This is a genomic window from Rhizobiaceae bacterium (assembly GCA_023953845.1).
Classification (GTDB): Bacteria; Pseudomonadota; Alphaproteobacteria; order Rhizobiales; family Rhizobiaceae; genus Arvimicrobium.
The window spans coordinates 1,257,388-1,272,434 of sequence record JAMLJC010000001.1 but is presented as its reverse complement, the minus strand read 5'-3'; the positions used below and the strand labels follow the sequence as shown (position 1 = coordinate 1,272,434).

Annotated in this window: 14 protein-coding genes and 1 pseudogene; 10 read left to right on the top strand and 5 right to left on the bottom strand. The window is 64.6% G+C overall.

Features of this window, described 5'->3' with window-relative positions; all coding sequences use genetic code 11:
* Positions 1–20: 20 nt before the first annotated feature.
* A pseudogene (locus M9955_06380) lies at positions 21–502 on the bottom strand (hypothetical protein).
* Positions 503–595: 93 nt separating this feature from the next.
* Here M9955_06380 and M9955_06375 point away from each other — a divergent pair.
* Entirely contained in the window at positions 596–1,225 is a 630-nt protein-coding gene (locus tag M9955_06375) for a DUF480 domain-containing protein (protein MCO5081272.1), read from the top strand.
* A gap of 60 nt (positions 1,226–1,285) precedes the next feature.
* Positions 1,286–2,494 carry a 3-oxoadipyl-CoA thiolase gene (gene pcaF / locus M9955_06370; protein MCO5081271.1) on the top strand — a complete coding sequence of 403 codons (1,209 nt, stop codon included), beginning with the start codon at positions 1,286–1,288 and terminating at the stop codon, positions 2,492–2,494.
* An 18-nt stretch (positions 2,495–2,512) separates the two neighbouring features.
* Here the strand turns inward: pcaF and mtnA are convergent, their stop codons facing one another.
* The 3 genes from mtnA to M9955_06355 form a co-directional block, all read right to left on the bottom strand.
* Positions 2,513–3,616 (bottom strand): S-methyl-5-thioribose-1-phosphate isomerase, encoded by a 1,104-nt coding sequence (gene mtnA, locus M9955_06365; protein ID MCO5081270.1) that lies wholly within the window; start codon positions 3,614–3,616, stop codon positions 2,513–2,515.
* Positions 3,617–3,748: 132 nt separating this feature from the next.
* Positions 3,749–4,318 (bottom strand): S-(hydroxymethyl)glutathione synthase, encoded by a 570-nt coding sequence (gene gfa / locus M9955_06360; protein MCO5081269.1) that lies wholly within the window; start codon positions 4,316–4,318, stop codon positions 3,749–3,751.
* 100 nt (positions 4,319–4,418) lie between these two features.
* Positions 4,419–5,546 carry an S-(hydroxymethyl)glutathione dehydrogenase/class III alcohol dehydrogenase gene (locus tag M9955_06355; GenBank protein MCO5081268.1) on the bottom strand — a complete coding sequence of 376 codons (1,128 nt, stop codon included), beginning with the start codon at positions 5,544–5,546 and terminating at the stop codon, positions 4,419–4,421.
* Between the two features lie 166 nt (positions 5,547–5,712).
* On the opposite strand from M9955_06355, the gene M9955_06350 reads away from it, so the two are divergent.
* The 4 genes from M9955_06350 (at position 5,713) to M9955_06335 (ending at position 9,489) form a co-directional block, all read left to right on the top strand.
* A complete protein-coding gene (locus tag M9955_06350; protein ID MCO5081267.1) occupies positions 5,713–6,741 on the top strand; it encodes an aminoglycoside phosphotransferase family protein in 1,029 nt (342 codons plus the stop codon).
* The gene (gene eno / locus M9955_06345; protein MCO5081266.1) at positions 6,738–8,027 is read left to right on the top strand and encodes a phosphopyruvate hydratase; all 1,290 of its coding nucleotides are present in this window, start codon (positions 6,738–6,740) and stop codon (positions 8,025–8,027) included. The genes M9955_06350 and eno overlap by 4 nt, the downstream gene beginning before the upstream one ends.
* Positions 8,024–8,968, top strand: a complete 945-nt coding sequence (locus tag M9955_06340; protein MCO5081265.1) for a 2-hydroxyacid dehydrogenase — start codon at positions 8,024–8,026, stop codon at positions 8,966–8,968. The genes eno and M9955_06340 overlap by 4 nt, the downstream gene beginning before the upstream one ends.
* A gap of 131 nt (positions 8,969–9,099) precedes the next feature.
* Positions 9,100–9,489 (top strand): cupin domain-containing protein, encoded by a 390-nt coding sequence (locus tag M9955_06335; protein ID MCO5081264.1) that lies wholly within the window; start codon positions 9,100–9,102, stop codon positions 9,487–9,489.
* Positions 9,490–9,504: 15 nt separating this feature from the next.
* Here M9955_06335 and M9955_06330 read toward each other — a convergent pair whose 3' ends face one another.
* Positions 9,505–10,596, bottom strand: coding sequence for an LLM class flavin-dependent oxidoreductase (locus M9955_06330; GenBank protein ID MCO5081263.1), 1,092 nt, complete (start codon positions 10,594–10,596; stop codon positions 9,505–9,507).
* A 470-nt stretch (positions 10,597–11,066) separates the two neighbouring features.
* On the opposite strand from M9955_06330, the gene M9955_06325 reads away from it, so the two are divergent.
* The 4 genes from M9955_06325 (at position 11,067) to M9955_06310 (ending at position 15,042) form a co-directional block, all read left to right on the top strand.
* Complete coding sequence (locus M9955_06325) at positions 11,067–11,864, top strand: ABC transporter substrate-binding protein (GenBank protein MCO5081262.1); 798 nt, start codon at positions 11,067–11,069, stop codon at positions 11,862–11,864.
* A gap of 70 nt (positions 11,865–11,934) precedes the next feature.
* Positions 11,935–12,606: an amino acid ABC transporter permease gene (locus M9955_06320; GenBank protein ID MCO5081261.1), complete on the top strand. Its 672-nt coding sequence runs from the start codon at positions 11,935–11,937 to the stop codon at positions 12,604–12,606.
* Between the two features lie 23 nt (positions 12,607–12,629).
* Positions 12,630–13,916 carry a cysteine desulfurase-like protein gene (locus M9955_06315; GenBank protein ID MCO5081260.1) on the top strand — a complete coding sequence of 429 codons (1,287 nt, stop codon included), beginning with the start codon at positions 12,630–12,632 and terminating at the stop codon, positions 13,914–13,916.
* Between the two features lie 97 nt (positions 13,917–14,013).
* A complete protein-coding gene (locus tag M9955_06310) occupies positions 14,014–15,042 on the top strand; it encodes an SIS domain-containing protein (protein ID MCO5081259.1) in 1,029 nt (342 codons plus the stop codon).
* The last annotated feature ends 5 nt before the right edge of the window (positions 15,043–15,047 follow it).

Genomic DNA, 15,047 nt, shown 5'->3' with positions numbered 1-15,047 from the left:
GCCGGCGGCCTCGCAGGGCGCTATGTCGTCGCCGGCGGATAGCGGCGGAAGGCGAGCCACCCGGCGGTGATGAAGCCGAGCAGAACCACGCCCTGCACAATGGCGAAGGGCGGCTCGGAACCAGTTGGCGCCAGCGCGTTCAGCGTCGGCACCTTCTGGAAAAGCTGCACGACCAGCACGAATGTGTTCAGATAGAGTGCTGTCACTGTCGTCAGTACGAAAATACCGCGCCAGCGGCCGGCAAGGTGCCGCCAGTACAGCGCAACGCTAAGACCATCACTATCGTGGATATGATCCCGACACCCAGCGCGGGCGTGAATCCGTTGAACGGGAACAGGAACCCGGTCAGCGTCGTCACCAATGTCGTGCCCAGGAAAACCGGAATGAGACGATCCTTGTGCCGCGAGGTCAGCATGCCTGCAAGCACGATCAGTCCCGTCGCGATGCCAGCCAGACTGACGAGAACGTGAAAGGTCTGAAGTGTCGATATACCGAAGAACATTGCGCCCTCCAATGCTCTTCGGCAGGAGACACCCAAAGCGCAGCCGTGTAAATCGTCACGGTGTAAAATCGATTGCGATGCCAGAGACGACAGATGACCGGCGACAACGAACTCCCCATTCTCAATCCGATCGAAGCGCGCATCCTTGGTTGTCTTGCCGAGAAGAAGGAGCTGACGCCCGACGTCTATCCGCTGACGCTTAACTCTGCGCATGCCGCAGCCAACCAGAAGACGGCGCGCGAGCCCGTCATGGCGCTGGAGATCGTCGAAGTGCGGCGCGCACTCGGCACGCTTGAGCAGAAGGGGCTGGTGCGACAGGCCTTCGCCTCGCGCGTGGAGCGTTACGAGCATCTGCTCGCGCAAAAATTCTCGCTCGCGCAGAACCAGATCGCGCTGGTCGCGCTGATGCTGCTGCGCGGGCCGCAGACGGCGCACGAACTGATGGCGCGAGCCGAGCGCATGGCGCGCTTCCCGTCGATCGAGGATCTGCGGGGCGAACTCGATATGCTGATCGGCCGCCGGCCGCCCCTCGTGCAACTGATCGAGCGTGCCCCCGGCCAGCGCGAGGAGCGCTACGCGCAACTGCTGACGGGAGCGGTGGCGGTGCCGACTGCACTACCCACCACACAGGCTCCCGCATCCGACATGGAAATGCGCGTTGCCGCGCTCGAGGAGCAGGTTGCTGCATTGAGCGAACAGGTAAGGCGGCTGAGCGAGCGGTAGCTCACAGGTTCGGAACACCAGGCCCGACAGGGAAAGAGGCGGGGGGCGGATACAGTTAAAATGACGGAAGCGTTTATCTGTGATTACATTCGCACGCCGATCGGCCGGTTCGGCGGCGCGCTTTCAGCTGTTCGTGCCGACGACCTAGGCGCCGTGCCGCTGAAAGCGCTTATGGAGCGTAACAGCGCAGTCGACTGGGCCGCTGTCGACGACGTGATTTATGGCTGCGCCAACCAGGCCGGGGAGGACAACCGCAACGTGGCGCGCATGGCGCTGCTGCTCGCCGGATTGCCCAGGGACGTGCCCGGCACCACCATCAACCGGCTCTGCGGCTCGGGAATGGACGCGGTCATCACCGCTGCCCGCGCGATCAAGGCCGGTGAGGCCGAACTGATGATCGCCGGTGGGGTAGAAAGCATGTCGCGCGCGCCCTTCGTCATGCCGAAGGCCGAAACGGCCTTCTCGCGCAACGCCGAGATCTACGACACGACGATCGGCTGGCGCTTCGTCAACCCGCTGATGAAGGCGCAGTACGGGATCGATTCCATGCCGGAGACGGGCGAAGCCGTGGCCGAGGAGTTCGGTGTCTCGCGTGCCGACCAGGACGCCTTCGCCGCGCGCAGCCAGGAGAAGGCGGTGGCCGCGCAAGCCAGTGGCCGGCTGGCCAGGGAAATTACACCAGTGAGCATCCCGCAAAAAAAGGGCGATCCCGTCGTGGTGACGAAGGACGAGCATCCACGCGCGGGCACCACCGTGGAGGCTCTGGCGAAGCTGGCAACCCCCTTCAGGAAGGTCGGCGGCACGGTAACCGCCGGCAATGCTTCCGGCGTCAATGACGGCGCGGCGGCGCTTGTCGTCGCTTCGGAGGCAGCGGCGAGGAGGCACGGGCTGACGCCGATCGCGCGTCTTCTGGGCGGCGTGGCCGCCGGTGTGGCGCCGCGCATCATGGGCATCGGGCCGGTCCCGGCAACGCGGAAGCTCTGCGCGCGGCTCGGCCTGAAGACGGTCGACTTCGACGTGATCGAACTGAACGAGGCTTTCGCCTCTCAGGGCATCGCCGTGCTGCGCGAACTCGGCATCGCCGAGGGTGCCGCGCATGTGAATCCGAACGGCGGGGCGATCGCGCTCGGCCATCCGCTCGGCATGTCGGGGGCTCGCATCACCGGCACGGCGGCGCTGGAACTGCGCGAACGCGGCGGCCGGCTGGCGCTGGCAACCATGTGCATTGGTGTCGGCCAGGGTATCGCGGTTGTGCTGGAAAGTGTCTGATCGGCTCCCCGGATGGAATCAGCGGTTCGGACGCCGCTCCGGAAAGAGCTTCAACATGCCTTCGGGCGACGCTTCGCAGACGCCGCGTTCCGTGATCAGGCCGGTGACGAGCCGGGCCGGCGTCACATCGAAGGCAGGGTTAGCCGCTTTCGTGCTTTCCGGCGAAATCCGCACGCTGACCGTTTTGCCGTCCGGGCCGCGTCCCTGCACAAAGCTCACTTCGTCGGCGGACCGCTCCTCGATCGGTATTTCCTTCACTCCGTCATGCACCGTCCAGTCGATGGTGGGCGACGGCAGGCCGACATAGAAGGGCACGCCGTTGTCGCGCGCGGCGAGCGCTTTCAGATAGGTGCCGATCTTGTTGCAGACGTCGCCATTTGCAGTCGTGCGGTCAGTGCCCACGATCACCATGTCGACCATGCCGTGCTGCATCAGGTGCCCGCCGGCGTTGTCGACCACCAGCGTGTGCGGCACGCCGTCGCCGCCGAGCTCCCACGCCGTCAGTTGCGCACCCTGATTGCGCGGGCGCGTCTCGTCGACATAGACATGGACCGGAATGCCGGCTTCCTTCGCCAGATAGATCGGGGCGGTCGCCGTGCCGTAGTCGACGGTCGCCAGCCAGCCGGCATTGCAATGGGTGAGCACGTTCACCGGCTCGCCGGGCTTCTTCTTCGCCGCGATCGCCTTGATGATCTCAAGCCCGTTGCGGCCGATGGCGCGGTTGATGGCGACGTCCTCGTCGGCGATCTCCGCCGCGCGCTTGTAAGCGGCAGCGACGCGCTCGCCCTGCGGAACGGGACGCAGCGTGTTGCGCATGTCGTCAAGGCCCCAGCGCAGGTTGATCGCAGTCGGGCGCGTTTCATGCAGTTCTTCCCACGCGCGATCGAGCGCCGCATCCGAGGCGTCGACCGTCATCTGGAGCGCCATGCCATAGGCGGCCGTCGCGCCGATCAGCGGCGCGCCGCGCACCCACATGTCGCGGATTGCGATCGCGACATCCGCGATCGTCTTCAGCGTCTCGACACGGAACTCATGCGGCAGCCAGCGCTGGTCGATGATGTCGACGGACCTGCCGTCGGCGTTCAGCCAGATGGTCCGGTAGTGCCTGCCGTCGACATGCATGAATACGCTTCCTCTCGCCACTCCTATGGTGGCGCACACATAGAGCAAGTCGACGAGAAAAGGGAACCTGTTTCGGCAGGCGCGGAGGGCAAGACACGGCGGAGAGCGCGCTCCACCGCGCCTTGCCTTGCTTCAGGCCGGAAGCGCTCCGGACTTCCTGGCGGTCCAGGTGGCGATGTAATCCATCAGGCCGGGGTTGAGACAGTCATAGGGTTCGAGGCTGCTCACCTTCAGCTGCGCGCGGATGCCTGCCATGCGGTTCGGATCGACACCGGATTCGATGATCGAGGAGACGAATGCCGCGAAGCCGGGCGGCGCCCAGCCGTCCTCCTCGAAGCGCTCGGGATGGATGAAGGAGAGTCCCTTGAACGGATGGTCGCGCTCTACCGGACCATGAATGTGGACGCCGCATTCCGTGCAGGCGTGCCGCTGGATGAGCGCGGACGGGTCGACGACCTTCAGCTTGTCGGCATTTTCAGTGACGGTGAGATCGGCAGTCGGCACCACGGCGACGACGGAAAACACCGCACCGGCCGGCTTCCAGCATTTGGTGCAGCCGCAGGCGTGGTTGTGGGCGACCTGTCCTTTGACCTTCGCCTTCACCGGCTTGCTCGTACACAGGCATATCAGCGTGCCGCCGGCAAAGCCGGGGTTTTCCTTCGGCAGGCCGTTATCGATTTTCGGATGCAGCTTCTCCGGCATCGTTTCTCCTCCCTTGCGATGAAACGAATCATGTCCGCAGCGGATTCACGATGACCAGAGTTCAGTGTCCCCGCTCAGCGAGGGCAGCATGCACCTTCTGTCAGTAGACTACAACGCTGCGGATCGACTTGCCTTCGTGCATGAGGTCGAAGCCCTTGTTGATCTCGTCCAGCGAAAGCGTGTGGGTGATCATCGGATCGATCTGGATTTTTCCGTCCATGTACCAGTCGACGATCTTCGGCACATCTGTGCGGCCGCGCGCGCCGCCGAAGGCCGTGCCCTTCCAGACGCGGCCGGTGACGAGTTGGAACGGACGCGTCGAAATCTCCTGGCCCGCGCCGGCCACGCCGATGATGATCGACTGGCCCCAGCCGCGATGCGATGCTTCGAGCGCCTGCCGCATCACCTTGACGTTGCCGGTGCAGTCGAAAGTGTAGTCGGCGCCGCCGATCTGGTCCGCGCCGCGCTTGGTCATGTTGACCAGATGCGGCACGATATCGCCGTCGATCTCCTTCGGGTTGACGAAATGCGTCATGCCGAAGCGCTCACCCCAAGCCTTCTTGTCGTTGTTGAGGTCGACGCCGATGATCATGTCGGCGCCTGCCAGCTTCAGGCCCTGGATGACGTTGAGGCCGATGCCGCCGAGGCCGAAGACGACGGCGGTCGCGCCAGCTTCGACATTGGCCGTGTTGATGACAGCGCCGATTCCCGTCGTGACGCCGCAGCCGATGTAGCAGATCTTGTCGAAAGGCGCGTCGGGATTGACCTTGGCGACGGCGATCTCGGGCAGCACGGTGAAATTCGAGAAGGTCGAGCAGCCCATGTAATGGAAGATCTTGTCCTTGCCGATGGAGAAGCGGCTGGAGCCGTCAGGCATCAGGCCCTGGCCCTGCGTGGCACGGATGGCGGTGCAGAGATTGGTCTTGCGCGACAGACAGGACGGGCACTGGCGGCATTCGGGCGTGTAGAGCGGGATGACATGATCGCCCTTCTTCACCGAGGTCACGCCGGGTCCGACGTCGACCACAACGCCTGCGCCCTCATGGCCGAGGATGGCGGGGAAAATACCTTCCGGGTCCGCGCCGGACAGGGTGAACTCATCGGTGTGACAAATGCCGGTCGCCTTGATCTCGACCAGCACCTCGCCAGCGCGCGGGCCATCAAGGTCGACCTCCATGATCTCCAGCGGCTTTCCAGCTGCGACGGCGACGGCGGCACGGGTCTTCATGGACGGTCTCCCTGATATGCAGAATAGAACCACTGTGAAGCACAGCAGGGCAACAGGAAGCAACCCGTTCGCGCGACGAGATGCGGCCCGAGAAGGGCGAAGATGCCTTTCGGCAGCGACACCTAGCTGATATTGCCGGAAGCGGCAGAGGGACAGAGACGACGATATGCGCCCAGGCGAAACCGACGATCGCGCGCACGCGGAAAACGGAGTGCTGGCCGGCCTTCGCCGGCTGGGCGTGCTCGGTCTCGATGAGCGCGCGGAACTCGTGCCGCTCAGCGGCGGCGTCTCGTCGGAAATCTGGCGACTCTCGACCGCAAAGGGCGATTTCTGCGTGAAACGCGCGTTGGCGAGGCTCAAGGTGGCTGCCGTATGGGAGGCGCCACTGGAGCGCAGCCATTTCGAGGCCGAATGGATGCGGGTCGCTGGGTCGATCCGGCCGGACAATGTTCCCGAACTCGTCGCGGAGGACGCCGAGAGCCATCTGGTCGTCATGCGCTTCCTGCCGCCCGCCGATTTCCCACTTTGGAAGGCGCAACTGCGCGACGGCCACGCCGATCCGGCATTCGCGGCGAAGGTCGGGGAGGCGCTTGTGGCCATCCACGCGGCGACGGCGGACAGGCCCGAGATCGCGGCCCGCTTCGCCACCGACGCGGCGTTCCACGCGATCAGGCTGGAACCCTATCTGGAAGCGACGGCCGGAAAGCATCCCGACCTCGAAGCCCGCCTGTTCGGTCTTTCGCGCGCCACGGCCGCGACGAAGCGTTGTCTCGTGCATGGCGACGTCAGCCCGAAGAACATTCTGGCCGGAGCGAACGGCCCCGTCTTCCTCGATGCCGAATGCGCATGGTTCGGCGATCCGGCCTTCGATCTCGCATTCCTGCTCAACCACATGCTGCTGAAAGGCGTTTGGACGCCGCCGGCGCGCCATGCTTTCCTCAACTGCTTCCAGGCCATCGTGGACAGCTATCGCGCCGGTATCGGATGGGAGCCCGCAGCCGCGCTGGAAGCCCGCGTCGCGGCCTTGCTGCCCGGCCTGCTGCTGGCGCGCATCGACGGCAAGTCGCCCGTCGAATACATCACCGCGGAGAAAGACAAGGAGCGGGTCCGCGCCTTCGCCATCCGCTTCCTGAAGAATCCGGTCGAACATCTGTCCGCCATCGCCGCCGCCTGGCGGCAGGAGAGCCTTGCATGAGCATGAAAATCGAAGCCGTCGCCGGCCGCCGTGTCTGGGATTCGCGCGGACGCCCGACCATCGAGGTGGATGTGACGCTGGCCGGCGGCGCGCGTGGCCGCGCCATCGCCCCGGCCGGCGCGTCGACAGGCAGCGGCGAGGCCGTCGACCTGCGCGACGGCGGGGCTGCGCAGGGCGGCATGGATGTGACCAAGGCGCTCGCCGGCCTGCGCGACGAAATCGCGCCGGCGCTTCTCGGCATGAACGCCGAGGATCAGTCCGCGATCGACGGCCGCATGACCGCGCTCGACGGCACGCCGAACAAGTCAAGGCTCGGCGGCAACGCCATCATCGCGACCTCCATGGCCGTCGCCCATGCCGCGGCCGCCGGAGGCCGCAAACCGCTCTGGAAGTATCTGGCAGGGGACGGCAGGCCGGGCACGCTGCCCTTGCCCGAGATCCAGATTTTTGGCGGCGGCGCGCATGCCGGGCGGCGGATCGACATACAGGATCTGATGGTGGTGGCCGTCGGCGCGCCCGATTTCGCCACGGCGCTCGATTGGACCGCGGATGTCTACCGCGCCGCCGGCAAACTGCTCGGCGAGCAGGGCAAACTGGCCGGTGTCGCCGACGAGGGGGGCTTCTGGCCTGTTTTCGACTCCAACGAGGAAGCATTGTCCACGCTTTTGCAGGCCATCGAACGGTCCGGCCATCGTCCCGGCGAGGACGTCGCCATCTCGCTCGATATAGCCGCCAGCGAGTTCGGCAGGGACGGCACGTATCGACTCGACCGTGAAAACCGCAGCCTCGACCGCGCCGGCATGGCCGACATGCTGCTCGACTGGGTCAAGAAATATCCGATCGTCTCGATCGAGGACCCGCTTGGCGAGGACGACGAGGAGGGGCTGATCGCCTTCACGCAGGCGGCGGGGCCGGGATTGCAGATCATCGGCGACGATTTCCTTGTCACCAACGCCGATCGCGTGCGCCACGCGGCGTCAGTCGGAGCCTGCAACGCCATTCTCATCAAGCCGAATCAGGCCGGCACGCTGACCGAGACGAAAGCCGCGCTGAACGCGGCCAAGGATGCGGGCTATTCCGCCGTCGTCTCGGCGCGATCTGGCGAAACGGAAGATGTAACCATCGTGCATCTCGCCGTCGGCTGGAACGTGCCGCAACTCAAGGTCGGCTCGTTCACGCGTTCCGAACGCATGGCGAAGTGGAACGAAGGGCTGAGGGTCGGCGAGGAGCTGCCGACCGGCGGCACGCTGCCGCTGCGCGCGTCCCTGCCATGGGGGCGCGGGTGAAGGTCCTCTTCCGTTTCGATGGTGCGCGCTGGCTGTCGGAGCACGTCAAGACGTTTGCCGTCGATGGTCTCGATGTCTCGCTGTGCAGCGAGCAGGAAGAGGGTGCCTATCGGGATCTGCTGCCGGAAAGCGACGTGCTCTGGCACATATTGCGGCCCGTGACCGCCGAGGCGATCGCCTCGGCTCCGCGCCTGAAGCTCATCCAGAAGATCGGCGTCGGCGTTAATACGATCGATCTCGACGCGGCGCGGGCGCGGGGCATTGCGGTCTGCAACATGCCGGGTACCAACAGTCGCGCCGTCGCCGAGCAGACGCTGCTGTTGATGCTCGCCTGCCTGCGCAAGCTGGTTGCCTTCGACGGATTGACGCGGCGCGGCGATGGCTGGTCATGGCCGATGGAATGGCAAAGCGGGCTTGGCGAGATTGCCGGACGGACCATCGGCATTGTCGGCTTCGGTGCGGTGCCGCGGCTGCTGGCGCCGGTGCTGACAGCGATGGGCGCCAATGTCGTCTACACGGGACGGACGCGTTATGAGGATGTGCACTATCCTTATCTGACCAAGGATGAGCTGCTGGCGCGCGCCGACATTCTGTCACTGCACATGCCGCTCGACGGCACCACGCGAGCATGGCTCGACCGGGCGTCGCTCGCTGCGATGAAGCCCGGCTCGATCGTCATCAATGTCGCTCGCGGCCCACTGATCGATGAGACGGCCCTCTATGACGCTCTTGCCGCCGGGCATATCGGCGCGGCTGGCCTCGACGTGTTCGAGGCGGAGCCTGCGCTCGCCGACAATCCTCTGTTCAGGCTCGACAATGTCGTCGTGTCGCCGCATATCGCCTGGCTGACCCGCGAAACGTTCGAACGCAGTCTCGGCGTCGCGGTCGAGAACTGCCGGCGGCTCCGCAGCGGCGAGCCTCTGCTGCATCGCGTCGCATGATCTTCGTCCGACCTGCCCGGCCCGGCAGCAATGCCGCCAGGTCCCGCATAGCCATTCATTGCGAAGAATCTCCGGACGCGGCATTCTCCGCGCCGCAGGATGGCATCTGCCGTACCAAGGAGGAGGTTTCAATGCGTGGTCTCATCGCAGGAGCGGTCGCGCTCCTTGCATTGTCGGGCGCGGCACTGGCTCAGGATGCATCGTCGGGCATAAAGCGGACGCCGCTTCAGGCTCTCGATTTTCCCGATGGCTACAAGACGGTGATTGGTATCGCTGAAGTGTCGCCCGGCGTGCAATCCGGCGCGCATTCGCATCCGGGCATCGAAACCGGTTACATCCTCGAAGGCGAGTCGATACTGGCGATCGACGGTCAGCCGGAAATCACGCTCAAGGCCGGCGATTCCTATGCCATTCCGGCTAATGCGGTGCACAATGTTCGCGCGGTGGGCGACAAGCCGACCAAGGTCATCGCCACCTATGTCGTCGAACGCGACAAACCGCTGGCGACGCCCGCGAAGTGACGCAAGTCGCCAAACCTATGAGCGGTAACCCGCCTTCGCAAGAACAGGCAGCACGCGATCGCAGAAATAGGGCAGTTCCTGCGTGTAGTTGACGAAGGTCAGCGCGATGCCCTCATATCCCTGCTCGGCAATGGCGATCATCTCCTCGGCGATGCGCTGCGGCGTTCCCACAAGCGGATAGGAGCCGGCGCCGCCGGCGAAACGCTGCCGGTACTGGTCGTAGGCATGCTTGTCGTGCGACTGGGAAAACTCCTTCTTGCCGGCCATGTGTTCATCGACCGCCGGGTGGTCGGCAAGGGTGACGGCATAGCGCTCGTGGTAGGCATCGGCTTCCGCCTGCGTCTCGCGGCAAACGACATGCGCCACAGTATAGGCGCCGACCTCGCGCCCGATCTTCGCCGCGCGCTCGCGTATGTCCGCCACATGCTTCCCGGCATCCGCCATTTCGGAGAAGGTGGTGAAGAGATAGTCGCAATTGGCCGCGGCGAAGTCCCGGCCCGGCCCGCCGAAGGCGGCGTTCATTGTGACGGGGCGCGGGATCTGCAGGCTTGCGGGACGGCTGACCGCCTGCTTCAGGTGATAGTATTCCCCTTCATGGTCGATAGGCGCATCTGATGCATAAAGCCTTTCGACGATGGCGATCCATTCGGCGGCCTGATCGTAGCCTTTCTCCACCAAAGGCGTGCCGAACATGCCGAATTCCTTCGGGTTCCAGCCACAGACGATGTTGAGGCCGGCCCGGCCCTGGCTGATGTGATCGACGGTCGCCAGCGACTTCGCCGCGTAGAGCGGGTGAACCAATGGCACATGCACCGTCATAAACAGCCCGATGCGCTCGGTCGCGGCCGCCAGACCAGCAGCCCATGTGAAGGTCTCGAACGACCATTCCCGCACGCGGTTGCGCCCGCCGAAGCCGCGCCAGCGCGCGATTGGCAGGGTGAATTCGAGACCGGCGCGATCGGCGATCTGCGCGGCGGTGAGATTGTCCTGCCATGTGGCCAGCCAGCGTTCCGGCACGTCGGTGATCGCGAGGCCGCCATCCGCGTTGGTCGAGAAAATGCCGAGCTTCAGCCGGTTGGAGCCTTTGAGCGGATGCTGCTTGATCATGGACAGGTTCCTCGCATGCAGGCTACGGTGTCGTGCAGATATTTCAAGCCTGAAACAGCGATTCGGAGCGTTGTGGAAACTTCCCAGACCGTCAATTCCGGCAAGAACTTTTAGGCTTAAAACTTTTGCCTTGAAATGTGCCACACATCGGATAGCATCCGACCGCATCTGCTACTTTTATGCCCGCGGTCCTCTGACGAAAGGGTCCTTGTGTCGTTCATGCCGCCGCAGTCCATGTTCGCGACCGAGGCCAGCGGCATTCGCGCCCGGATTCGCATTGGACTGGCGCCTGTCAGCCTCCCCGGAATGCTTCCAGAATTTTGTCGCCCATCCGCGCGTGCCATGATCGTGAGCGGCTGGCGACGGCGATGTGCCGTATGGTGAAACACTGAATTGACGCTCCGCCCGGAAAGCGGACGGCAACAACAACCGGGCGGACGGACCGGCCGGATCACAACAGGGGAAACGATATGAACTTCACGCGTCGCAATTTGCTTATTCTCGCCGCCGCCATCGGCATTGCGGGAGGCCCGACCGCCGCCTCGGCCGAGGGCGTGCTGAATGTAGGTTCCTACCCGAACAACCCGCCTTTCGAATTCAAGGCCGAGAGCGGCAATTTCGAGGGTTTTGAGGTCGACATCGTGACCGAGGCGGCCAAGCGCATCGGCATGACCGTCGAGGTCCAGGGGCTCGACTTCCAGCCCCTCTTCGCCGCCACCAGCTCCGGCCGTATCGATGTGGCGATCTCCTCGATCACCATCACCAAGGAGCGTCTGGGCTCGCAGTCCTTCACCCAGCCCTACTACGATTCCGATATGGGTATCGCCGCCAAGACCGACGGCGCGGTGAAGACGCTCGCCGACCTGAACGGCAAGGTGGTCGGCGTGCTGTCCGGCTCGACCGGCGAGAAGTGGTCGAAGGAGAATCAGGCAGCGCAGGGCTTTGCCGAGGTGAAAGGCTACAACACGCAGCAGGAAGTGTTGCTCGACCTCGCCGCCGGCCGTGTCGACGGCGTCGTCAGCGACGTGCCCGGCATGCAGTACGCTTTCACCAAGATGAAGGGGTTGGCCGTGGTCGACAGCATCAAGACCGGCGAACAGTACGGCCTGATGATGACCAAGGATCATCCGCTGCTCGGCAAGATCAATGACGCGCTGACCGAAATGAAGAAGGACGGCGCGCTGAACGACATCCACAAGAAGTGGTTCGGTGTCGACGCGCCGGCCGGGTCCTCGACCATCACCGAAGCGCCGCTGCCGAAGGCCTGACCGGTCCTCCTTTCGCGATTGACCCGTGCCGGCCGAGAGCCGGCACGGTTTTTTCTGGCGGAGAGAAGCCATGACGCTGCTCGATACCTTCTTCAACGGCCAGGTGCTGGTTTCGGCCTTTCCGGCCCTGCTGCGCGGTCTGCTCAACACGCTTCTGCTCGGTCTGATGAGCATTGGCGTCGGCATACCGCTCGGACTGGTGATCAGCCTGGTCCGCCTCTACGCGCCCTCGCCGTTCCGCTGGCTTTCGATCGGCTATATCGACATTTTTCGCGCCATGCCGGTGCTGGTGACGCTGATCCTGATCTATTATGCGCTGCCCTTTGTCGGCATCCGCCTGTCGTCATGGGCTTCGGCGGTGCTCGCCTTTTCCATGGTGATGTCGGCCTATTCGGCGGAGGTCTTCCGTTCCGGCATCGAGAGCATTCCGCGCGGCCAGTTCGAGGCGGCGCAGGCGCTTGGCCTGCCCTTCGTGCTGACCTTGCGCAAGGTCGTGCTGCCGCAGGCGATCCGCCTCGTCATTCCGCCGACAACCAGCAATTGCGTGTCCATGTTCAAGGATACGTCGCTGGCGTCGGCTGTGGCGCTGCCCGAATTGCTCAAGGAAGCGAACGACGCGCAGGCGCTCTATGCGAATCCCACGCCGCTCATCGGGGCGGCGCTCGTCTATCTCGCCTTTCTTTGGCCGATGGTGCGTCTTGTCGGCTACATCGAGAAACGCAGCAAGACCGCGACGCGCTAGTATCATTTTTGAAGGATGTTGACGTGACTTCCACACAGACCGCCGCAGCGGACGCGGCATCATTCCCAGTCGAAGCAATCCGCGCCCAATTTCCCGCGCTGAAGCGCGCCGGCTCCTTTGTCTTCATGGACAATGCCGCCGGAGCGCAGATCCCGCAAAGCGTGCTCGACGCCGTAACCACCCATCTCGTCGATTTCAACGTGCAGCGGGGCGGACGCTACGGCCGCAGCGTGCAGGTCGACAAGGCGGTCGCGGACGCGCGCGAGAGCGTGGCGATCCTCATCAACGCGTTCCGGCCCGAAGAAATCTGCTTCGGCATGAACGCAACGTCGTTCATCCGGCTGGTCAGCCTCGGCATCGGCCAGATGATCGCCGGCGCGAAAGACGGGCGCGACGAGATCATCGTCACCGACATGGACCACGACGCCAACATCGCGACCTGGCTGGCGCTGGAGCCGTTGGGCGCAACCTTCAAATGGTGGCGCATGCGCGATGACGGCAATCTGCATCCCGACGATCTGAAGCCGCTGGTTTCGGAGCGGACGCGGCTCGTCGCCTGCACCGTCACCGCGCATGCGATCGGCTCGATCGTGGATGTGGCTTCGGTGGGGAAAATCGCCCACGCCGCAGGCGCCGAGGTGTTCCTTGATTCCGTGCATTATGGCCCGCACGGGCTGATGGACGTGCAGGCGTGGAATTGTGACTATCTCGTCTGCTCCGGCTACAAGAATTTTTCGCCGCATATGGGCTTTCTGTGGGGCAAGTATGAGACGCTGAAGCGTCTGCCCACCTTCCGCGAGAATTTCATTCCGGACGAGCCGCCTTACAAGGTCGAGGCCGGTACCTTCATCTACGAGAATGTGTCGGGCATGGACGCCGCCGTGCGCTATCTGGAATCCATCGGCCGCAATCTAGCGCCGTCGAACAACCGGTCGCGACGGGAGAACATCGTCGCCGGCATGGGCGCGATCCGCGCCTACGAGGTCGATCTGGCGCGCGAGATGATGAAGCAACTCAAGGCGGCGGGGGCGACGATCTACGGCGTCGCTGACGAGGCGCGCATTTCCGAGCGCGTCCCGACCTTCTGCTTCAACATCGGCAAGCTTTCGCCGCAGATGATCGTGGAGGAGATGGCGGAACGCGGCATCGGCATACGCGACGGCCATATGTACGCACCACGACTGATGGCCCGCCTGAAGCTGTCGATGGACAGCGGTGCGGTGCGCGCCTCGCTGGTCCACTACAACACCGTCGAGGAAGTGAAGCGCTTCGGCGCGGCGCTCAAGGAGATCGTGGCGCAGGCTGCCTGACCCCACGCGGCTGTCTTACACAATTGTGGTCATCTGCCCGTAGCGGGAACGATGCCTGATGCGCTAAAGCGCGTCGCGATTATTGACGGAGACAGACGTGACCAGTTCCTCGACCCAGATGCTTGCCGAGATCCGCGAGGCGCCAGCAGTCGTCGCGCGCCAGATCGCCGAGGCGGGCATCTATCGCGAGGAAGGCGAGCGGCTGCGCCGGGAGGAACCGCGCTTCCTGGCTACCTGCGCGCGTGGCTCCTCCGACCAGGCCGTCACCTACTTCAAATACATGGCGGAGCAGCGGCTCGGCATTCCGGTGGCGTCGGTCGGGCCATCCGTCGCCTCCGTCTATGGCGCGGATCTCAAGTTCGGCGGCGGCGTGCTGCTCACGGTGTCGCAATCCGGCGGCAGCCCGGATCTCGTAAGCCTGCAGGAGCGCGCGGCGAAAGGCGGCGCGCGAACGGTCGCCCTGCTCAACGTCACCAATTCGGCGGTGGGCAACGCCGCTGGCAGCGTACTGCCAATGATGGCGGGGCCGGAAAAAGCGGTCGCAGCGACCAAATCCTTCGTCGCGTCGCTCGTCGCGCTGGCGAGCCTCGTCGCCTACTGGAGCGAGGACGCGGAACTTCTCGAAGCGCTGGCCCGTCTGCCGGAACGGCTTGAAGCCGCGCTCGAATGCGACTGGTCGGCTGCCGCTCTGCCGGCGGCGGCAGCGCATTCGCTCTACACGATCGGCCGCGGCCCGGGTCTCGGCATTGCAGGCGAAGCGGCGTTGAAACTTAAGGAGACGTGCCGGCTGCATGCGGAGTCGTACAGCGCGGCCGAAGTCCAGCACGGGCCGATCGCGCTGGCGCGCGACCGTTTCGCGGCACTGGTCTTCGCCAGCAACGACCGGTCGGACACCAGTATCGCGACGGCGGTGGACAATCTTGCCGCGGCCGGCGCCAGCGTCTTCGTCGCCGGTGCGGCGGGCGGAGCTGGACATCGGCTGTCGACCATCGATGCGGGTCATCCGCTGCTCAATCCGATCTGCCGGATCGTCAGCTTCTACCGTTTCGTCGAGGGGCTTTCCGTCGCGCTCGGCGAGAATCCCGACGCGCCGCGCCTCCTGAAGAAGGTCACCAGAACCGTCTGAGAACA